Origin of the sequence: Candidatus Tumulicola sp. (assembly GCA_035601835.1) — a bacterium.
GTDB lineage: Bacteria > Vulcanimicrobiota > Vulcanimicrobiia > Eremiobacterales > Eremiobacteraceae > DATNNM01.
This window is the reverse complement of sequence record DATNNM010000008.1, coordinates 1-19,061: the sequence shown is the minus strand read 5'-3', so window position 1 is coordinate 19,061 and position 19,061 is coordinate 1. Positions and strand designations below refer to the sequence as shown.

Below are 19,061 nucleotides of genomic sequence, written 5' to 3'. Positions count from 1 at the left end.
CGCGCGAGCGCGCTTCTAGTCGAGCAAGCGTTGTCACGGCGCTTGGTGAGGTCACGCCTTTAGCTCGACCGCGCGCAGCGGCGCGTGCTCTCGGACGATGATCTGCGAGCGCTCCGGTCCGACCGACACGTAAGCCACCGGCACGCCGACCGCCTCTTCGATCATTTCGACGTACGCCCGCGCCGGCGACGGCAGTTCGTCCCAGGCGCGCGCGGCCGTCGTCGGCTCGGACCAGCCTCGCACCATCTTGAGCACGGGTTGCGGCTTTGCCGCGATCACAAAGGGCAGAGAAGCCTCGGAGGCATTCGCATATTCGGTGCACACCGCGATCTCGGGCATGCCGTCGAGCACGTCCAGCTTGGTGAGCGCGAGGTGGGTCAGGCCGTTGACGGCAGCGACGTAGCGCAATGCGACGAGATCGAGCCAGCCGCAACGGCGCGGGCGGCCTGTGACCACGCCGAACTCCCGGCCTTTGGTGCGCAGATGCTCGCCCACCGCGTCCGTGAGTTCCGTCGGGAACGGGCCGGCGCCGACGCGCGTCGCGTACGCCTTTGCTACGCCGATCACGTTTTCGACGGACGTCGGCCCGAAGCCAAGACCCGCGCCGGCCCCGCCTGCGACGGTGACCGACGACGTCACATATGGATAGGTTCCGAGGTTGACGTCGAGCATGCTGCCTTGCGCGCCCTCGACCAGGATCGACTTGCCGGCATGCAAGGCTTCGCCGATCATCGCCACCGTATCGCGCACGTGCGGAAGCACGCGCGGCGAAAGTGCGATCGCCTCTTCCCACACGCTGTGTGGATCGACGTTGACGCCCAACTCGGCGGCGTCGCTGCAGCGAGCTTCGATAAGTACCTTCAGCGCCTTGGGGTCGCGCAGATCGCCGGCACGGACGCCTTTGCGCGCGACGCGATCCACATACGCCGGACCGATGCCGTTGCCGGTCGTCCCGAGCGCGGAGTCGCCGCGCCTTTTTTCCAACGCTCGGTCGAGTTCGATGTGGTAGGGCAGGATCAGATGCGCAAGGTCGGATAGCCACACGCGCGACGTGTCGATGCCCTCTCCTTCTAGCGCGCCCAGCTCAGCGACGAATTGAGCCGGCGAAACGGCTGCGCCCGGCCCGATGATGCAATTGCGCGCACCCGCGACCACACCGCTCGGCACGATGCGCAATTTGTACGTCTTGTCGCCCACCCTCACGGTGTGTCCGGCATTAGCGCCGCCCCCGAAGCGCGCCGCGATCTCCGGCCGGGAAGCGGCCAAGAAATCGACGATGCGGCCTTTGCCTTCATCACCCCATTGCACGCCGATGACAAGGGTTACGGACAAGGCGATGCTCCTTTTCCGGGGCTAAAGCCCCGGCACTACATTACCCGGGCTAAAGCCCCGGCACTACATTTACGATTTTACGATTTTCGGGGGTAGAGTACGGGTGTTAGTTCGCCGGGGAGGGCAGCGGAGTCTCCCCCATAACCCGGTCGAGGACAAGTTCGGAGAACAGCGAGCAGGGCCAGCCGAAGTTGGAGCGGGTGTATTTCGACGGGTCGTTCGGATCGAACGACTCGTGCAGCAGGTGCTCGCCCGTGTCCGAGGCCAGCAGTTCGGCGAGCACGCCCTTGAGTTCGGCCGGATCGCTCGAGGTGAGCGCTTGCATGACGAGAGCCAATGGCCAGACATAGCCTTTCGGGGTGTGAGGGCTGCCGACCCCGCGCGCCAGTTTGCCGGAGAAATAGAACGGGTTGTCTTCGGACAAGACGAAGTGCCGCGTGTTCGTGTAGATCGGTCCGTTGATCGGCGTGTAGCCTAAATAAGGGATCGACAGCAGACTCGGCACGTTGGCGTCGTCCATGAGCACGCTGTGCCCGAGGCCGTCGACCTCGTACGCATAGATATAGCCGTATTTCGGCGAGAAGACGATGCCGTACTTGTTGATCCCGTCGATGATGCCGGCGCGTAGCGACGCGACTTGCATGCTCTCCCCAGGGTCGCGCCAGACCTTGTCCTCGATCTCGTGCAGTTCGTCCAGCGCGACGACCGCGAACATCTCCTCCGGAATATTGTAGCCATACTGCGCGGCGTCGTCGCTCGGGCGGAATCCGGTCCACACCATACCCGTGTATCCGGTCGTCGAGCCGGCCCCGCCGTTGGGCAGCTCGCGGTGGCGATAACGCGACAAGCTGTGGTCGCGCTCCAGCTGCATGAGGGCGATCGCTTTTTCGTACGCGGCTTTCACCTCGGGCGTGAAGATGGTCGCATCGTTCGTCTTCTTCCAATACATCCACGCGAACGAGATCGGATACAGCAGCGAGTCGAGTTCGTACTTCTCTTCAGCGACCTTATAGTCTCGATTGAACGCGTTGGCATAAGGATCGAGCGCAAGGCTTCGCGCCGCTCTCAGGATGACGCCGCGCAACATGCTTTTGACGGCAGCGTCCTCGGCGAAATAGAGGTACGGCCGGACTTGCGCGCTCGCGTCGCGCAGCCACATGGCGCCGATGTCGCCGGTGATGACGTAGGTGGTTTGATCGGGTTCAAACGTCACGTCGTTGCGCACCGTGGACAGCAGGCACTGCGTGTAGATCTGCCCGGTGTCGATCGCACCGCCGTGGAACTCGGCCGCGGCCTTCGAAATGGCGTCAAGCTCGGTCGCGCTGGCGGGTACGAACGCAGCGAGACTCGACAAAAATAGAAAAATGAGCCCGGCGGCAGCCGTGGCCCGCGAAGCAGTTCGAAGTCGCGCCGATCGTATGGTTCGTGCCCTCCCTCGCTCCTATTATCGGCACTTTTTTCCGGCTCCTCTCATTATATCCGTGATATTCATGCGTCGAGCAACGCTCGCTAAAGATACGTGGGTTTCATCACAGTCTCAGAAACACCGGCGTCACCTGTTTCGAGCCGATATGCCTTCGCGTCGGCTTTGGCGCTGACGATCGCGTAAAGGACGTCGTCGCGATAGTGCAACGCCACGCCGTCGTCCGCGGCATAGCCCGGCCGCATGCTTCCGCTGCCGACGAGGCGTTGATAGGTCGGCCGCCGGCCCGGCTCGACATCGTAATGCGGGCAGTTGCTGCCCTTAAGAAAACCCAACCCTGCAATCGGCCGTAGCTCGCCCGCCCACGAGTCGGTGACGCCCTCCTCAAACCAGCAGATCGACCCCGCGCTCACCCCGCACAGCAGGATGCCGCGGTCGTATCCCTCTTTGAGGACCGTGTCGATTCCCCAGAGCCGCCAAAGGGTCAGCATGTTGCGAGTGTTGCCGCCGCCCACCAAGATGACGTCCTGGGCCAGCAGATGCGCGCCGGCATCTGGAATCGTTTGCCGGAACAACGAGAGGACGGACGGCTGGCACGGCAGCGCGGTGTATGCCGAGAGGAATGCGGCGATCCCCACGATGCCGTCACCGCTCGCAGTGGGCAGCCAGCAGACTTTCGGCCGGTCCTTGCCGGCCTGTTCGATGATGTAGCGGTCGAGCAGCGGGTTGTACGGTTCTGCCGTGACCCCGCCCCCGCCGATGGCGATGACCTGTCTCATGGTAATTCGATCGTCACGCGTCCACCTTTCGTTCCGCCCCCGACCTTCATCTTGCCGCCGTGCGCCTCCACCAGCAAGCGCGAGATCGCGAGCCCCAGTCCGGTGCGGCCGTTCGTGCCGCGCACGTAGGGCAAGCCGAACGTGCGCCGCACGCGCGGCTCGAAGCCTCCGCCTTTGTCGGCGATGATCACAACGCGGCGGCCGCCAGGGGCGCTGACCTGCGCAGTCACGACGCTGCTCGGCGGAGCGTGGCGCGCCGCGTTTTCCAAAACGTTGATCAGCACCTGGAGCATCCGCTCGGGGTCTGCCTCGGCATCGGCCTCGCCCGAAAGCGTCATGCTCACGCCCCGGGGTGCGGCGATGGGCGCCACCGCCTCCCACGCACCCGCCACGAGTTCGCGCAACGAGACCCGCTCGCGGCGCAGCGAGATCTTACCGGCGGTCCACGCCCCGAGGTCGATCAACCCGTCCACGAGACGGTGCAGCCTGCGAGCCTCGGAGGCGATGATGGCGCAGAATCGATCGCGTTGCTCGACCGTCACCTTCGAGCCACCAAGCCGTTCGACATAGCCGACGATCGACGTCAGCGGTGTGCGCAGCTCGTGCGTCACTGCCGCCAGAACGGTAGCGCGCTGCGCCTCGAGGCGCGCGACGACGCTCGCGCCGCGCACGGCTTGACGCAGATCTGCCAACGGCCTTTGCACGTCGACCGGATCCAGAACCGTCCAGCCGCATCGAACGCCGATCTTGGCGGACAGATCGCCCGAGCGATGCAACGCTTGCAAAGCGCCGGCGGATAGGACCCGCAGCCGCTGCGCGATCGCGCCCACTTCCGATTCGTCGATCTCGCGCTTGGCCGGCGCAGACACCGCTCGATCCACCAGCAGCGCGACGAACCACTGCGCGCCTGGCCCGGCAGCGACGACGTCGTTCTTACGCAACACGCTGCCGGCCGCGGAGCGCAACGCCGACGCGACCGCGCGCAGGCAGGCTTCCCGGGTCGCGCGCCGGCTCCGCACAGGCACGCTATCGAGCCCGGTCAGTTCCAAGTAGAGCAACGGCGCCGCTAAACGCGCCTTTGCGAGCGCGACGAGCGGCGTGCTCAGAGCGCCAAGCTCAGCGATGCGCGCGCCCTCCGCGCGCCGTTCAGTGCGGTGTCGTGAGCTTATAGCCAAGACCGTGAACGGTGTGAAGGTAACGAGGCGCGTCCACGTTGTCGTCGAGCGCCCGGCGCAGGCGGCGCACGTGAACGTCGACGGTGCGCGGATCGCCTTCGAAATCGAAGCCCCACACCGCTTCGATCAACTGGTCGCGCGTGAACACCCGGCCTTCGTTACGCGCGAGAAGCCACAGCAGATCGAATTCGCGCGGCTTGAGCGAAACCGGCTTCCCGCCCACGTTCACTTCGCGCCGTTCGGCGTCGATCGCAAGATCGCCGACGATGCGTCTCTTGCCGGCCGGGACCGGCGGCTGACCGCTGCGCCGCATGACGGCGCGAACGCGCGCCGCCAACTCCCTTGGGGAAAACGGTTTGACGACATAATCATCCGCGCCTAACTCCAAGCCGACGACACGGTCGACCTCGGAGCCCCGCGCGGAAACGACGAGGATCGGGGCCGCCGATTCTTTCCGCAGCGCGCGGCATACCTCGAAACCATCGAGGCCGGGCAATCCGATGTCGAGGATCACAAGGTCGGGGGTATGCTCCCGAGCGCGGCGCAGCGCCGCCATGCCGTCGGGCGCGACGATCACTTCAAAGCCCTCGCCTTCCAGCGTTTCCCTCAGCAGCGCGGCGATGTTCGGCTCGTCGTCCACGACGAGCGCGCAACGGCGGCTTGCGACCTCGCCGGCGGCCGGCCTCACGAGGTCAACACCCCTACGGAGATCATCAACGGTCCGCCCGCGCCGTTGCGCCGGTACGAGTGGAACAGGTCCGGGTGACAGCGCGTGCACGCGGTTGCGATGTGGACCGACTCCGCAGGCACGCCGCAGCGCCCGAACGCATCGTTGAGCACGGCGGAAAAGTCGAGCGCGACGCTGTCGGAGCGCATGCGCGGTGCCAGCAACTCCTTGGCGGGGAGAATCGCGCCTTCAATTTGCTGAAACGAGATGGCGACTTCGGGCCCGACTTCGAAGCAGCACGGGCGCAGATGCGGCCCGACCGCCGCGATGAACTCGCGTGGGTCGCCGCCGGCGCCGGCGAGCTCGCGCACCCCCGCGGGCACGATGCCGGCAGCGGCGCCGCGCCAGCCTGCGTGCAGCATGCACAGCCGGTGATTGCGCGGATCGACGATCCACATGGCGGCGCAGTCGGCGGTTCTGATGGCGAGCAGATCGCTGCTCGAGTCCGTCCAGATGCCGTCCGCGTCCGGAGATCTTTTGCGTTCGAGCAACGAGGCGGACACGATCTCCGCGCCGTGCTGCTGGCTAAGCGAACACAGCCGTTTGGAACGGAAGCCGACTTCGTCCAGCCACGCGCGCGCATCTGCGTCCAGTCGCGCGTCAATGCTCACGGGGCTCGCCAAGCCCAGCGCACCCGCGCCGGCGAGCGCGCCCGCCAGGATAACCGTGTCGCCGCTTTCGCGCGGCTCGCTCACGAACCCGCCGCCGAGGTCGCTATGGGTCATCACTCGAGCGCTTCGAAGCGGACGGGGAATGCGCCGCGCTCCTTCGCCCTTCGGCGCAGCGCTTTGGCGATCTCCGGAGCGGTGAATCCGAGGCGTTCGAGCCTGCGCCCAAGCTGTTCGTAACCGTCTTCGGGCCGCAGCGTCTCCAATTTCGCCAACGCGCGCTCGATGCGTGAGTCATCCTCGTCCGGGAATTCGTCCAGCACTTCGCGCGCGAGATCGCCGTCGATGCCGTGGCGCAGCAAGTCGTGCAGCAGGCGCATGCGGCCGACCGCTTTGCGGTCGAGCAGGCTCTTCACGAAGAGTTGGGCGTAGGTGCGGTCGTCGAGGTAGCGCTGCCGCTCGCACTCGTCAACCGCGTTCTGAATGCCGCCAGGCTCAAACCCGCGATCGCGCAGCTTCTGCGCCAATTGAGATTTGGTAAGGCGCCTACCCGACAGGAGGCGCAGCGCCGCGGCAAGCGCTGAGCTCTTGGGGGAAGCAGCAGGCTCTAAAGAGCCTGCTCCACTGGTCATGTTATTCGTTGACTGCGGCGAATCGGGTGGGGCTGTTGTCGACGGGGGCGATGCTCTTGGTCACCAGCGCCCGGATCTTCGCCTCGAGCTCGGCCGCAGTCTCCGGATGCTCTTCGAGGTATGCCTTGGCGTTCTCGCGGCCTTGGCCGATGCGCTGATCTCCGTACGTGTACCACGACCCGGTCTTGCCGATGATGTTCTGCTCGAGCCCGACGTCGATGAGCGAACCCGTGCGGCTGATCCCCTTGCCGTAGGTGATGTCGAACTCCGCCACCTTGAACGGCGGCGCGACTTTGTTCTTGACGACCTTCACGCGCGTGCGCGAACCGACGACATCCGTGCCGATCTTGATGCTCTCCAGCTTGCGGATGTCCAGCCGCACGGAGGAATAGAACTTCAAAGCCCGGCCGCCGGTGGTCGTCTCCGGATTGCCGAACATCACGCCGATCTTCTCGCGGATCTGGTTGATGAACACCATCGTGGTGCGCGACTTGGAGATCGCGGCGGTGAGTTTGCGCAGCGCTTGCGACATCAGGCGCGCTTGCAGGCCCATGTGCGAATCGCCCATGTCGCCTTCGATCTCAGCTTTGGGCACGAGCGCAGCGACCGAATCCACCACGACGATGTCCACGGCGTTGGAGCGCACCAACATCTCCGCGATGTCGAGCGCCTGCTCGCCGGTGTCCGGCTGCGACACGAGCAGGTTGTCGAGGTCGACGCCGAGGTTGCGCGCGTAGGCGGGATCCAATGCGTGCTCGACGTCGATGAACGCCGCCACGCCGCCGGCCTTTTGCGCCTCCGCGATGCAGTGCAGCGTCAGCGTGGTCTTGCCCGAGGATTCGGGCCCGTAGATCTCGACCACCCGGCCGCGCGGCAAGCCGCCGACGCCGAGCGCCAGGTCCAACGCGATCGATCCGGTGGAAAGCACCTCGATCTGCATGTTGGCGGCGGCCTCGCCCAGTTTCATGATGGAGCCCTTGCCGAACTGGCGCTCGATCTGCGCGAGCGCATTTTCCAGGGCTTTGTCTTTTTCGGACACCGGTTTCTCCTTATTCAAAATAACGCGTTCACGTATGCGGCGGGGTCGAATGCCTGCAACTGGTCTACCTTCTCGCCAAAGCCCACGTACTGGACCGGCAGGTCGACTTGGTCCATGATCGCTACGATTATACCGCCCTTTGCCGTCCCGTCTAGTTTCGTGAGCACGATGCCCGTCACTTCCGCCGCCTCGTGGAACAGCTTGGCTTGGGAGAGCGCGTTCTGTCCTGTGGTCGCGTCCAGCACCAGCAGGGTCTCGTGTGGGGCGCCCTCGACTTCGCGCGCGACGATGCGCCTGATCTTCTTCAACTCTTCCATTAGGTTGTGCTTGGTTTGCAGCCTGCCCGCGGTGTCGATGTAGACCACGTCAGCGCCGCGCGCTTTGGCTGCCGCCAAGCCATCGAAGACGACTGCGGCTGGGTCGGCACCCTCCTTGTGGCGCACGATGTCAGCACCGGCACGGTCGGCCCAGACCTCGAGCTGGGACCCGGCGGCGGCGCGGAAGGTATCGGCTGAGATCAGCAGCGCGCGGCGGCCCTTGTGGCGCTGCGCGCTTGCCAGCTTGCCGATAGTGGTCGTCTTGCCGGAGCCGTTGACGCCCACGACCAGCACCACGTGCGGCTTCGCTGTGATTGCGGCAGGCGTTAGGGCCGGGTGCTTAAGGTAGACGGCCACGTCGTCCCGGAACACCCGTATAACGTCCTTGGCCGTTTGGAGATTCTGCTGCGCGGCGGCGGCCTTGAGGTCGCGGGCGATCTTTTCGGTCGTCGCCACCCCGAAATCGGCGGAGATGAGCGTCTCCTCGAACTCCTCCCAGAACGCTTCGTCGACCATTTGCCGGCCGAGCAGCGCGTTCCAGTGCCCGGCCAGGTCGTTCCGCGTCTTGGCGAGCCCGTCGCGAAACGAAGAAAGCCACTGCACGCTTACAGTGGTTCGACCGGGCGAAGGGACGCTACTTGTGGATAACCGGCTGAGGCTCGCCGCTTCTCTTATTGGTTGGCTGCCTGCTGCGGTTCTATTTGCGGTTTCTTGCGCACGTACTTCTGACGCACGGAGGGGTCGCCCTCGCGGTAGCCGAGGTCCACGTGGATGGCTTTCAGCTTGGCGCGCAGCCGGATGACGGCCTGCGCGTGGATCTGCGAGACGCGTGACTCCGAAACGTTCAAGACGCTCTTGATGTCCTTGAGCGTCAGGCCTTCGAAATAGTACAGCGAGATGACCGTCCGCTCTTGCGGCGGGAGCGCCTCGACGGCGCCCGCCAGCGACATCTTGAGCTCGGCGGATTCAACGCTGAAGGTCACCTCCGGGCCGCTGTCGCGCAGTGTATCGAGGAGCGCGACGTCGTGACCCTTATCGTTGGGCAAGAATTCTTCGAGCGAGAGGATCGAGCTGCCGCGGATCTTCATCAAAAGCGCGTGGTACTCGTCGCGCGTGATGCCCATCGCCCGCGCGACTTCATGATCCGCCGGGGCGTGGCCAAGCTTATGTTCGAGGTCGGTGAAAACGCGTTCGAGTTCGCGAGCCTTCTGGCGCACCGCACGCGGCACCCAGTCCATCGCGCGCAGCGCGTCTAAGATGGCGCCGCTGACCCGTGTCGTCGCGTAGGTCTCGAACTTGACGCCGCGCGAGTCGTCGTATTTGCCGATCGCATCGATGAGTCCGAGGATGCCCTCGTTGATGAGATCGTTGATATCGACGTGTGCGGGAAGACTGACCGAGATCTTGCCGGCGACGTACTTCACGAGCGGGAGGAATTTGTGGATGATCTCTTCGCGCGAGAGGCTCTGACCGGCGATCGAGTAGCGACCCTGGGAGCGCATCCTTGAGATCACGAGCGTCTACCCGCGGTGGGCACGCCGTTAGTGCGCGTGCTTTCGAGCATTTTGTGGAGCGCTTCACGGCGGAAACGATACTGCCCGCCCGGGGTCTTGACGGCGTCGACCAAGCCTTCGCGTGCCCAGCGCCGGATAGCCGCGTCGGTCATGTTCAGCTCACGCGCAACTTCACCGGAGGTCATCCAATCGCTGCTCCGGTCTTTTCTTCGGTCTGCTCTGCGCTGTCCGTTACGCATGCTCCGCGCCTTTGAGAAGTCCGGCAATACATCCGGGGTTGACACAGACGCACACTCGGGCCGCATTACCTACGAATTCGCGGCTCACGAGCGAGGGCACGCTTTGTTCCCTTTTTCCGGTTTTATCCCTTTTTTTGAACTAACCGATTTTATGCTTTTTCACGACCCGGTCGGCGGGACACTCTCCGTTGTGAACGCCACCTTGGTGTTGCCGAAGGTGATCTTGTCGCCGTTTTTGAGCGCGGTCGGGGTGTGCGGCACGAGGCGTTGAGCGCCGTTGAGCGCCGTGCCGTTCGCGCTGTCCAAGTCTTCGATAAGGAAACTTCCGTGGCGGCGCACGATGAAGGCGTGGCGCCTCGATACGTAATTGCCAAGATCGAATGGGGCCAGGTCGATGTCCGGGCTGACGTTGTCCGACACGGAGGCTCTGCCGACGAGCGCCACATCTTTGTCGAGCGGGATCTCGTACTCGGCCCCATCGCCATAGTCGACGTGGATGGTGAGCGTCGCTCGCACGGTTGGAGACGCGGACCGCCGCGTGACCGCACCCTCGAGGTTGGCCGGCTGGTCAGGCAGCGGTTCGCCGCAGACCTTGCAGTAGGTCTCGCCCGAGCTGTTACGAGCAAAACAACGCCCGCAAAGGCGGGCGTTCAGCTCGCTGCGGGCAGGCGGAAGTCCGGCCGCCGGAGGCTGGGCCGCGTTTGGGGGCCTCGGGGTCGCCTTGCTCTCCGTCTTCACTTTCTTGCTCACGTGCGGAACCCCAGATTGCGGTTCTTCCATATGGTATCGTACCATTGGTCGCCATTCCTTAAGAGTGACTGGCAACACAAGCGTCCCCGGCACTCGCCAGCGACCCCACAAGGCTCGGTTCGTTCTGGAGCGATCTTCTCATGCGTATCGTATCCGCGGATTAAGAATCGCATAGAGAATGTCCACGATGAGATTAACGATCACGAACGTGGTGGCGAAGAGAAGGATCGAGCCGTTGATGAGCGGGTTATCGCGGTTGCTGATCGCCTCAAAGGCGAGCCTGCCCACACCCGGCCACGCGAAGATGTGTTCCGTCAGGACCGCGCCGCCAAGCAGCAGGCCCGTTTGCAGGCCGATCACCGTCACGATCGGGATCAGCGCATTGCGGAGCCCGTGGTGCACGACCACGGCGAAGGTCCCAAGACCCTTAGCTCTGGCGGTCCGGATGTAGTCGGTCTGCAGCACCTCGATCATGCCGGCGCGCGTCATCTTCGCCACGATGGCAAGCGGTATCGTGCCCAGCGTGAGCGCCGGCAGCACGAGATGGCGCAACGCGTCCGCAAAGGCGCCCCAGTTGCCCGCAAGCAGCGCATCAATCGTCATCAGGTGCGTGTGCACCGGAATCGCGTAGCGGATGGAGAGGCGACCGGTGAGCGGCAACAGGTCCAGACCCGCCTTGCTCGGCTCGTAAGCAAAAATGTAGAGCATCATCCAGCCGAGCCAGAACACGGGCACCGACACGCCGAGCAAGACGAAGATGTTGAGCGCCGTATCGATGAATTTCCGGTGGTTGAGCGCCGCAACAATGCCGGCCGGGATGCCCACAAACACCGCGACCAGCATGGCGGCGAGTCCGAGTTCGATCGTAGCGGGAAAATACTGCGCCAATTTTTGCGCGACCGGGATATTGTCCTCAAGCGACTTGCCGAGATTGCCGTGCGCGACTTGCCATAGGTACGCGCCGAGCTGTTCGTACCATGGCCGGTCGAGCTTCAATTCGTGGGTCAGGCGCGCGATGTCAGCGCCGGTCGCGTGTTCGCCGAGCAGGATCTGTATCGGATTGCCCGGGATGAGATGCAAAAACGCAAACGACACGACGGTGATCGTGACGAGCACTGCGACGAAACGGAGCGCGCGCTGGGCGATGAATCGGGCCACGGCAACAGGCCTTTTCACGGGTCATCGCAAACCCTCTTTTTCGCGTGTGCGATGCGGTCGAGCCTTACTCGACCGACGTCTATGTACGCCTTCAAAATCTAGGAGACGCGCTTCGTGACACAGGCCATCGCGTATAACCTCTCGATCGGCTTCGCCCTCGTTTGCGGCGTGATCGCGATCCTCTACGGCATCGTCCTCATCATGTGGGTGCTGCGCAAACCCGAGGGCTCCGACCGCATGAAAGAGATCGCCGCCGCCATTCAGGAAGGCGCGATAGCGTACATGCGCCGCCAGTACAGCACGATCGCCGTGGTGGCGGTCGTCTTGGCGGTTCTCATCTGGCTGGCGTTTCATGCGTGGCAGCCTGCCGTCGGGTTCTTGATCGGCGCGGTGTTATCGGGCGCGACCGGCTTCATCGGCATGTCGATCGCCGTGCGCGCCAACGTGCGCACCGCCGAGGCGGCCAAGGCTGGACTCGCTTCAGCGTTCGCGGTCGCCTTCCGGGGAGGCGCGATCACGGGACTGCTCGTCGTCGGCTTGGGCCTGATCGCCGTCGCCGGCTATTTCGCGATCATGCATCAGGTGTATGGCGCCGACTTGCGCGGCGCGTTGAACGCGATGATCGGCCTTGGCTTCGGCTGCTCGCTGATCTCAGTGTTCGCGCGTCTTGGCGGCGGCATCTACACGAAGGGCGCCGACGTCGGCGCAGACCTGGTCGGCAAGCTGGAAGCGGGCATCCCCGAGGACGACCCTCGCAATCCGGCCGTCATCGCCGACAACGTCGGCGACAACGTCGGGGATTGCGCCGGCATGGCGGCCGACCTGTTCGAGACGTATTGCGTGACCACCATCGCGGCGATGCTGCTCGGCGCGCTGGTGTTCGGTTCGCGGCCGGACCTCGCGCTCACCGCCGTTTTGTTCCCGCTCGCCATCGGCGGCATATCCATTTTGACGTCGATCGTCGGCACGTGGTTCGTGCGCATCCGCGGCAAGAGCATCATGGCCGCGATGTACACCGGGCTCGGCGTCGCCGCGGTGCTGTCGGCGGCTGCTTTCTACTTCGCGACGGATCACATCATGAAGCACGCCGCCGACTTGTCCGGCAGCTTCGATCTGTACCTGACGTGGAAACTGTGGGTCTGTGGCCTCATCGGCCTGGCGATCACCGCGCTGATGGTAATCATCACCGAATACTACACCGGCACGCAATTCAAACCGGTGCAAGAGATCGCCAAAGCGTCGACGACTGGCCATGCGACCAACATCATCACGGGCCTCGCCGTCTCCATGAAAGCCACCACCTTGCCGGTGCTCACCATCGTGATCGGCATTTTGGCGTCGTACTCGCTCTCCGGATTGTACGGCGTGGCCATCGCCGCCATGTCGATGCTCTCGCTGGCCGGCATCATCGTGGCGCTCGATTCGTACGGACCGATCACCGACAACGCCGGCGGCATCGCTGAAATGGCAAAACTCGGACCCGAAATCCGCGCCATCACCGACCCGCTCGATGCCGTCGGCAACACGACCAAGGCGGTCACCAAGGGCTACGCCATCGGCTCCGCGGCGCTCGCAGCGATCGTGCTGTTCGCTTCATTCCAGCAAGAGCTCGCTGAAGCGGCCAAAGGCGCCGCGCAGCTGATGTTCACGCTCGATAATCCGTCCGTGCTCGCTGGACTCCTGATCGGCGGCGCTCTCCCCTATTTGTTCGCCGCGCTGTGCATGGAAGCGGTTGGCCGCGCCGGCGCCGCGGTCGTCGAAGAGGTGCGGCGCCAATTCCGTGAGATCAAAGGCATCATGGAAGGCACGGGCAAGCCGGAATATGGGCGATGCGTCGATATCGTAACCGCGTCGGCGTTGCGCGAAATGCTCGTCCCCGCGCTCATACCGGTGTTGGTCCCGATCGCTGTCATTCTGCTTGGCGTTGGCCATGTGCTGACGAAAGCGGATGCGGCACTGATGCTTGGCGGAGTGCTGGTCGGCTCCATCACCACCGGAATTTTTGTGGCGATTTCGATGACGTCGGGCGGCGGCGCGTGGGATAACGCCAAGAAATACATCGAGGATGGCCATTACGGAGGCAAGGGCAGCCCGGCGCACCAGGCAGCCGTCACCGGCGACACGGTCGGCGATCCCTACAAAGACACCGCCGGTCCCGCCATCAACCCGATGATCAAGGTGCTCAACATCGTGGCTCTGCTGTTGGTGCCGTTCCTCAAGTAGAGACGCGCGAATACTTGGAAAGCGCTGGGAAACTAAGGCGGGCGCTGGGTACGTTATAAGAGTCATGGATACTTCACCAAAACTCGACCCCGCATCCCCTCGCATCTCTCGCTACTGCCTGCTCTGCGGAGCGGGCAGCTTGGCGGTAGCCGGGGCGCTGGGCTCGATCCGACTCCCCGCGCTCGCCGAGACGCAGGCTCAGGAGCGGGCCATCGGCCTGCAGGTCTACAACGACCTGCGCAAACAGAATCAGATCATCGACCAATCGGTCTACTACCCGGTGCTTCGCGCCGTAGGGCAGCGCATCTCGACTGCCGCGCAACCGCATTGGTGGCCCATGACCTTCGTCATCGTCAAGGGTGATAAGGCTAACGCCTTTTCCGTACCCGGCGGCTGGCTCTACGTGAATGAGACGTTGTTGAAGAACGCTGAGAACGAGGAAGAGCTGGCGAGCGTGGTAGGACATGAGACCGGCCACATCGTGCTCGGACACGTGATGAATCGCATCCACCAAGCGCAGACCGCCAATATCGTCGGCGGCATTCTCGGGCTCTTCATCCGCAACCAACTGACGGCGACGGTGCTCAACCTCGCCGGCAATTACGCTTTTCTGAACTTCTCCCGCCAGCAAGAGTACCAGGCCGACCACGAGGGCGTCATTCTCGCGTCAAAGGCGAACTACAACCCGTGGGGCATGATCTGGTTCTTCAACAGACTTCAGAAATTGTACGGCGACGTCGGCTTCGAGCAGTACGTGCAGGACCACCCGTCGACGAAGGACCGCATCGCCCGCATCGAGGGATATTTCAAGAGCAACCCGACCGCGTACGCGCGTTGGTCCCCGCAGATCACGGCGTCAAACGGCTTGCGCGTCTCCGGCGCCGCCGATCGTCTGATCCTGAACTAAGCTCTTTTTATCCGCCGGTGCCGTCGCTGGGCGTCGGTATCGACGTCGGCGTAGCCGATGCGTTCACCGCCGAAATGCGCGGCGTATTCGTCGGAGCTGTGGTGGGCGGCGCGGCTGTGGGGAGCGCAGCACCGGGCGGCAGCGGAGGCGCGACGAACAGCGTGGCCTGCAACCCGGGAGCGAACCCGCAGATGTAGTCCCATTTGCCTGCCTCGAAGAATTGCCGGACCACCGTTTGCTGCGGATCTATCGGACCGGTGTCCCAAGAGCCGTCCGCCGCCGTGGCGGTGTGCTGCTTCTTGTCGCCGTTCGTCCAGGCAACGTATTGGCCGGAGTATATGCGGACGGTTTGCGGATGGAAGCCGTTCTTATCGATCGTGACCGCGACCGGCGTGGGAGACGGTGCGGGCGTGGTCGTGGGCGCGGGCGAAGGAGCTGCGCTCGGCTTCGCCGGGAACAGGAACAGGACCAAGACCAAAGACAGCGTTAGCGCGATTCGCCTGCCGACCGGCACTGCCGACAAGATCGTCTACCCCCAATAATCGATGTGCTACATTGATTATCGGCAGTTTGCGGCTTATTTGATCTCGACTTTGGCGCCCTGCTCCTCGAGCTTGGCCTTGATCGACTCGGCCTCTTCCTTGGCGATGGCGGTCTTGACCGGTTTCGGAGCGCCCTCGACGAGGTCTTTGGCTTCCTTTAGACCCAGCCCGGGGACGACCTCGCGCACGACCTTGATGACGTTGATCTTCTTGTCGCCCGCGGCGGTCAGGATGACGTCGAATTCGGTCTTCGCTTCGGCTCCCGGCGCAGCTGCGCCCGCGGCGGCCGGCGCGGCGGCGGCCATCGGAGCGGCGGCGGTGACGCCGAATTTCTCCTCGAGCGCCTTGACGAGCTCGTGAAGCTCGCGCACGGTCATTTTTTCGATCTCTTCGATCATTTGCTCTGCGTTGGCCATGGTGGTTTTCCTTAAGTTCCTTTCCTAGGCGGCGGGGGTTTCGGTTGCGGCGGGGGTTTCGGCTTCGGACTTCTTCTGATGAATCGCATGGAGCACGTACACGAGCTTGCGGTGGCTGCCGTGCAGCACGTTGACCAGCCCGTGCAGCGGAGAATGCAGGCTGACGACGAGCGCCGTCAACAGCTCATGCCGCCCGCGGATCTTCGAGAGGGCTTGGACATCCTCAGCGCTGAGAAACTGCCCGTCGACGAAAGCAGCTTTGACCTGTAGTTTCTTTGAGTCGGCGGCGAACTTCACCAGCGCTTTTGCGGCAGCCACAGGGTCGGCACCGACGAAGGCGACGGCGGTCGGTCCCTCCAGGATGGTCTTGAGCTGCGCGCGCCGCTCCTCGCCGATCGCGATGCCGAACAGCGTGTTCTTGATCACCGAGTAACTCGTGGAATCTTTGCGCAGCGCGTTGCGAAGCGTCTTGAGCTCGCCGACCGTCAGGCCCCGGAAATCGGTGAAGAACAGGTCTTTCGATCCGGCGAGCTTCTCGCGCATCGCCTTGATGCTCGCTTCTTTCTTCTCAGTCGGCATAATGATAAGCGCCTTCTCTATGGTTGAGAAAGCGCTTGCGAAATCGATGATGTTCGCGTAAGAGCTTCCTCGGCAGGGATCCTTGTGGGATTTACGCGGCCCGCGTGGGGCTGCGACCTGCGGTCATCGGAATGACAACTCGGTTATTCTACCATGTCCCGGCTTAGGCCGCAACAGCCGATTTCAGGCGCGTTGGATCGACCCGCACGCCCGGCCCCATCGTCGTAGCGAGCGTGACGCTGCGCAGGTACGTGCCCTTGGCGGATGCCGGTTTCGCGCGGATGATCGCGTCCATGAGCGCGTTGAAATTCTCAAGCAGCGCTTCCTTGCCGAACGACGCCTTGCCGACGATGCAATGGATGATCGACGCTTTGTCCGCGCGGTACTCGACCTTACCGGCCTTGATCTCTTGCACCGCCTGCTTGATGTTCTGCGTCACCGTGCCCACCTTCGGGTTGGGCATGCGCTGCGCCAAGATCTTGCCGAGGTTCGAGCCGACGGCGCCCATCATGTCCGGCGTCGCGACGGCGACGTCGAACTCCAGCCAGCCGCCTTTGATGCGATCGATGAGATCCTGATCACCCACCACGTCCGCGCCTGCTTCCTGCGCTTCTTTGGCTTTCTCGCCCTTGGCGAAGACTACGACCTTCTTCGACTGTCCGGTGCCGTGCGGCATCACGACCGTGCCGCGAACCGTCTGATCAGATTTCTTCGGGTCGATGCCGAGCCGGATATGAAGCTCTACCGTTTCGTCGAACTTCGCCTTTGCGCTCACCTTGAGCAGCTCGACCGCCTTGTCGGCGGCGAAAAGCCGCTCGCCGCCGAAAGCCTTCACGCTCTCGCGATATTTCTTGCCGTGTTTTGTCATTGGATGGTTTCCTCCGTGGTGCGAACGGCCTGCGGGCCTCCCACTTGAAGTTATTCTACATCGATGCCCATCGAGCGGGCGGTGCCGGCGACGATCTTGGCGGCGGCCTCGACGTCGTTGGCGTTGAGGTCCGCCATCTTCATCTGGCCGATCTTGCGGCAATCGTCCCACGAGATCTTGCCGACCTTCTTGCGATTGGGCTCGCCCGAGCCTTTTTCGACGCCCGCCGCGCGCTTGATCAGATCGGCCGCCGGGGGCGTCTTCGTCACGAACGTGAACGAGCGATCCTCGAACACGGTGATGACCGCCGGGATTATGTTGCCGGCTTGGCTTGCGGTGCGCTCGTTATACGCCTTGCAGAACTCCATGATATTGATGCCGTGCTGACCGAGCGCGGGACCCACGGGCTGCGCCGGCGTGGCCTTGCCTGCCGGGACCTGGAGCGTGATCCTCGCGATGACTTTCTTTGCCACGTCTATACCTTTTCAACCTGATAGAACTCGAGCTCGACCGGCGTCTCGCGCCCGAAAATGGAGATGAGCGCGCGCAGACGCTCCTTCTGGGCGTCGATCTCGTCGACCGTACCCGTGAAGTCGAAGAATGGGCCGGAGGTGACCTTGACGCGATCGCCCTTCTTGAAATCGATCTTGAGCTTCGGGGTCTCGATGCCCATCTGCTTGAGGATCGTTTTGACTTCTTTGTCGGCCAGCGGCAATGGCTTCTCGCCCGAACCGGGCGAGCCGACGAAACCGGTGACGCCCTGCGTGTTGCGCACCACGTACCACGACTGATCGGTCATCTTCATCTCGACCAGCACGTAGCCCGGGTACACCTTCTTCTCGACTTCCTTGCGCTTGCCGTCCTTGAATTCGACTTCCTTGTCCGTGGGCACGAGCACGCGGTACACGAAGTCCTGCATGTTCATGGACTTGATGCGCCGCTCGAGGTTGGCCTTCACCTTGTTCTCGTAGCCGGAATAGGTGTGCACGACGTACCACTTGCGGTCGGGGTCGGTGCTCTCGGCGAGCAGTTCGGAGGCGAGATCGCCGTCCGGCTGCTGTGCCTGGACTTCTTCTGCCACCTTACGCTCCCGGCGCCTTCAGCAGACCGAGCAAGAATTCGACGATATGGCTGACTGCGGCCGTCCAAAGCGCGACGAGCGCGACCAAACCGATCGTCACGACGGTGGCCGACACCCACTCCTCTCGGCTGGGCCATGTCACGCGCTTCATCTCCGAGACGATCGCGCGCAGGCCCGATTGCAGCGAGCGCCAGCGGCGCTGACCCTCCTGGGAGCGCTCTGCAGCCTTCTGCTTCGCCTCGGCTTTGCCGTTGTCGCCTTCGGCTTTGCCGGGCATGGTGATTCTCTTCATTTATTATCCCCGGGGCTAAAGCCCCGGCACTACATTTCCTTGTATAAGTATGAGTGCTGGCAGGGCGGACAGGACTCGAACCTGCAACCAACGGTTTTGGAGACCGCTACTCTACCAATTGAGCTACCGCCCTATCGAGTTTCCTTGTGGGACGTATGGCACTTGCACCAACGGCAGTACTTCTTCAGCTCCAGCCGAGCGGTGGTACTCTGGCGGTTCTTCATGCTCGTGTAGTTGCGCCGTTTGCAGTCGCCGCATGCGAGGGTGATGATCACGCGGTTTTCCTTCTTCGCCATGCTCTAACTATTCGGTCACCTTAGTGACGACGCCGGCGCCCACCGTGCGGCCGCCCTCGCGGATCGCGAAGCGCAGGCCTTCTTCGCACGCGATCGGCGTGATCAACTCCACGTTCATGCGCACGTTGTCCCCGGGCATCACCATCTCCACGCCCGTCGGCAGG

At 63.5% G+C, this 19,061-nt stretch carries 24 protein-coding genes and 1 tRNA gene; 2 read left to right on the top strand and 23 right to left on the bottom strand.

Annotation, left to right across the window (positions count from 1 at the left end; all coding sequences use genetic code 11):
• Positions 1 to 51 precede the first annotated feature (51 nt).
• The 13 genes from VN934_02875 to VN934_02815 all read right to left on the bottom strand — a co-directional run bounded on the left by VN934_02875 (position 52) and on the right by VN934_02815 (position 11,693).
• Positions 52 to 1,332, bottom strand: coding sequence for an adenylosuccinate synthase (locus VN934_02875; protein ID HXM17734.1), 1,281 nt, complete (start codon positions 1,330 to 1,332; stop codon positions 52 to 54).
• Between the two features lie 106 nt (positions 1,333 to 1,438).
• Complete coding sequence (locus VN934_02870) at positions 1,439 to 2,686, bottom strand: glycoside hydrolase family 125 protein (protein ID HXM17733.1); 1,248 nt, start codon at positions 2,684 to 2,686, stop codon at positions 1,439 to 1,441.
• A gap of 155 nt (positions 2,687 to 2,841) precedes the next feature.
• The gene (locus tag VN934_02865; GenBank protein ID HXM17732.1) at positions 2,842 to 3,534 is read right to left on the bottom strand and encodes a peptidase E; all 693 of its coding nucleotides are present in this window, start codon (positions 3,532 to 3,534) and stop codon (positions 2,842 to 2,844) included.
• Entirely contained in the window at positions 3,531 to 4,709 is a 1,179-nt protein-coding gene (locus tag VN934_02860; GenBank protein HXM17731.1) for an ATP-binding protein, read from the bottom strand. Before VN934_02860 ends, VN934_02865 begins: the two co-directional genes overlap by 4 nt.
• The gene (locus VN934_02855; protein ID HXM17730.1) at positions 4,681 to 5,397 is read right to left on the bottom strand and encodes a response regulator transcription factor; all 717 of its coding nucleotides are present in this window, start codon (positions 5,395 to 5,397) and stop codon (positions 4,681 to 4,683) included. Before VN934_02855 ends, VN934_02860 begins: the two co-directional genes overlap by 29 nt.
• A complete protein-coding gene (locus VN934_02850; GenBank protein ID HXM17729.1) occupies positions 5,394 to 6,161 on the bottom strand; it encodes a polyphenol oxidase family protein in 768 nt (255 codons plus the stop codon). Before VN934_02850 ends, VN934_02855 begins: the two co-directional genes overlap by 4 nt.
• The gene (locus VN934_02845) at positions 6,161 to 6,571 is read right to left on the bottom strand and encodes a regulatory protein RecX (protein ID HXM17728.1); all 411 of its coding nucleotides are present in this window, start codon (positions 6,569 to 6,571) and stop codon (positions 6,161 to 6,163) included. Before VN934_02845 ends, VN934_02850 begins: the two co-directional genes overlap by 1 nt.
• Positions 6,572 to 6,677: 106 nt before the next feature.
• Complete coding sequence (gene recA / locus VN934_02840; GenBank protein ID HXM17727.1) at positions 6,678 to 7,733, bottom strand: recombinase RecA; 1,056 nt, start codon at positions 7,731 to 7,733, stop codon at positions 6,678 to 6,680.
• Positions 7,730 to 8,635 carry a signal recognition particle-docking protein FtsY gene (gene ftsY, locus VN934_02835; GenBank protein ID HXM17726.1) on the bottom strand — a complete coding sequence of 302 codons (906 nt, stop codon included), beginning with the start codon at positions 8,633 to 8,635 and terminating at the stop codon, positions 7,730 to 7,732. Before ftsY ends, recA begins: the two co-directional genes overlap by 4 nt.
• Positions 8,636 to 8,703: 68 nt before the next feature.
• Positions 8,704 to 9,546 (bottom strand): FliA/WhiG family RNA polymerase sigma factor, encoded by an 843-nt coding sequence (locus VN934_02830; GenBank protein ID HXM17725.1) that lies wholly within the window; start codon positions 9,544 to 9,546, stop codon positions 8,704 to 8,706.
• Complete coding sequence (locus VN934_02825; GenBank protein ID HXM17724.1) at positions 9,543 to 9,731, bottom strand: helix-turn-helix domain-containing protein; 189 nt, start codon at positions 9,729 to 9,731, stop codon at positions 9,543 to 9,545. Before VN934_02825 ends, VN934_02830 begins: the two co-directional genes overlap by 4 nt.
• Positions 9,732 to 9,944: 213 nt before the next feature.
• Positions 9,945 to 10,580 (bottom strand): FHA domain-containing protein, encoded by a 636-nt coding sequence (locus VN934_02820; GenBank protein ID HXM17723.1) that lies wholly within the window; start codon positions 10,578 to 10,580, stop codon positions 9,945 to 9,947.
• A 93-nt stretch (positions 10,581 to 10,673) separates the two neighbouring features.
• A complete protein-coding gene (locus tag VN934_02815; protein HXM17722.1) occupies positions 10,674 to 11,693 on the bottom strand; it encodes an ABC transporter permease in 1,020 nt (339 codons plus the stop codon).
• 114 nt (positions 11,694 to 11,807) lie between these two features.
• On the opposite strand from VN934_02815, the gene VN934_02810 reads away from it, so the two are divergent.
• Both VN934_02810 and VN934_02805 read left to right on the top strand, forming a co-directional pair.
• On the top strand, positions 11,808 to 13,916 hold the full coding sequence (locus VN934_02810; protein ID HXM17721.1) for a sodium-translocating pyrophosphatase: 2,109 nt from the start codon (positions 11,808 to 11,810) through the stop codon (positions 13,914 to 13,916).
• Between the two features lie 64 nt (positions 13,917 to 13,980).
• Positions 13,981 to 14,823 (top strand): M48 family metalloprotease, encoded by an 843-nt coding sequence (locus VN934_02805; protein HXM17720.1) that lies wholly within the window; start codon positions 13,981 to 13,983, stop codon positions 14,821 to 14,823.
• A gap of 7 nt (positions 14,824 to 14,830) precedes the next feature.
• On the opposite strand, the gene VN934_02800 is transcribed toward VN934_02805, so the two are convergent.
• The 10 genes from VN934_02800 to tuf form a co-directional block, all read right to left on the bottom strand.
• Entirely contained in the window at positions 14,831 to 15,346 is a 516-nt protein-coding gene (locus VN934_02800; GenBank protein ID HXM17719.1) for a hypothetical protein, read from the bottom strand.
• A gap of 54 nt (positions 15,347 to 15,400) precedes the next feature.
• A complete protein-coding gene (gene rplL / locus VN934_02795; GenBank protein HXM17718.1) occupies positions 15,401 to 15,781 on the bottom strand; it encodes a 50S ribosomal protein L7/L12 in 381 nt (126 codons plus the stop codon).
• Between the two features lie 24 nt (positions 15,782 to 15,805).
• Entirely contained in the window at positions 15,806 to 16,360 is a 555-nt protein-coding gene (rplJ, locus tag VN934_02790; protein HXM17717.1) for a 50S ribosomal protein L10, read from the bottom strand.
• A gap of 163 nt (positions 16,361 to 16,523) precedes the next feature.
• Positions 16,524 to 17,228: a 50S ribosomal protein L1 gene (gene rplA, locus VN934_02785; protein ID HXM17716.1), complete on the bottom strand. Its 705-nt coding sequence runs from the start codon at positions 17,226 to 17,228 to the stop codon at positions 16,524 to 16,526.
• Between the two features lie 50 nt (positions 17,229 to 17,278).
• Positions 17,279 to 17,701 carry a 50S ribosomal protein L11 gene (gene rplK, locus VN934_02780; protein HXM17715.1) on the bottom strand — a complete coding sequence of 141 codons (423 nt, stop codon included), beginning with the start codon at positions 17,699 to 17,701 and terminating at the stop codon, positions 17,279 to 17,281.
• Between the two features lie 2 nt (positions 17,702 to 17,703).
• Positions 17,704 to 18,258 carry a transcription termination/antitermination protein NusG gene (gene nusG, locus VN934_02775; protein HXM17714.1) on the bottom strand — a complete coding sequence of 185 codons (555 nt, stop codon included), beginning with the start codon at positions 18,256 to 18,258 and terminating at the stop codon, positions 17,704 to 17,706.
• Between the two features lie 52 nt (positions 18,259 to 18,310).
• Positions 18,311 to 18,601, bottom strand: coding sequence for a preprotein translocase subunit SecE (secE, locus tag VN934_02770; protein HXM17713.1), 291 nt, complete (start codon positions 18,599 to 18,601; stop codon positions 18,311 to 18,313).
• 57 nt (positions 18,602 to 18,658) lie between these two features.
• A tRNA-Trp gene (locus tag VN934_02765) sits at positions 18,659 to 18,734 on the bottom strand.
• Positions 18,733 to 18,897 carry a 50S ribosomal protein L33 gene (gene rpmG / locus VN934_02760; protein ID HXM17712.1) on the bottom strand — a complete coding sequence of 55 codons (165 nt, stop codon included), beginning with the start codon at positions 18,895 to 18,897 and terminating at the stop codon, positions 18,733 to 18,735. Before rpmG ends, VN934_02765 begins: the two co-directional genes overlap by 2 nt.
• 7 nt (positions 18,898 to 18,904) lie before the next feature.
• On the bottom strand, positions 18,905 to 19,061 hold a 157-nt coding region (gene tuf, locus VN934_02755; protein HXM17711.1), incomplete at its 5' end, for an elongation factor Tu.

Bases quoted from the DNA above. Each gene is read 5' to 3' on its own strand.
- VN934_02865 (HXM17732.1), bottom strand. From the start codon at position 3,534: ATGAGACAGGTCATCGCCATCGGCGGGGGCGGGGTCACGGCAGAACCG.
- VN934_02850 (HXM17729.1), bottom strand. From the start codon at position 6,161: ATGACCCATAGCGACCTCGGCGGCGGGTTCGTGAGCGAGCCGCGCGAA.
- VN934_02825 (HXM17724.1), bottom strand. From the start codon at position 9,731: ATGACCTCCGGTGAAGTTGCGCGTGAGCTGAACATGACCGACGCGGCT.
- VN934_02820 (HXM17723.1), bottom strand. From the start codon at position 10,580: ATGGTACGATACCATATGGAAGAACCGCAATCTGGGGTTCCGCACGTG.
- VN934_02805 (HXM17720.1), top strand. From the start codon at position 13,981: ATGGATACTTCACCAAAACTCGACCCCGCATCCCCTCGCATCTCTCGC.
- rplL (HXM17718.1), bottom strand. From the start codon at position 15,781: ATGGCCAACGCAGAGCAAATGATCGAAGAGATCGAAAAAATGACCGTG.
- rplJ (HXM17717.1), bottom strand. From the start codon at position 16,360: ATGCCGACTGAGAAGAAAGAAGCGAGCATCAAGGCGATGCGCGAGAAG.
- rplA (HXM17716.1), bottom strand. From the start codon at position 17,228: ATGACAAAACACGGCAAGAAATATCGCGAGAGCGTGAAGGCTTTCGGC.
- secE (HXM17713.1), bottom strand. From the start codon at position 18,601: ATGAAGAGAATCACCATGCCCGGCAAAGCCGAAGGCGACAACGGCAAA.
- rpmG (HXM17712.1), bottom strand. From the start codon at position 18,897: ATGGCGAAGAAGGAAAACCGCGTGATCATCACCCTCGCATGCGGCGAC.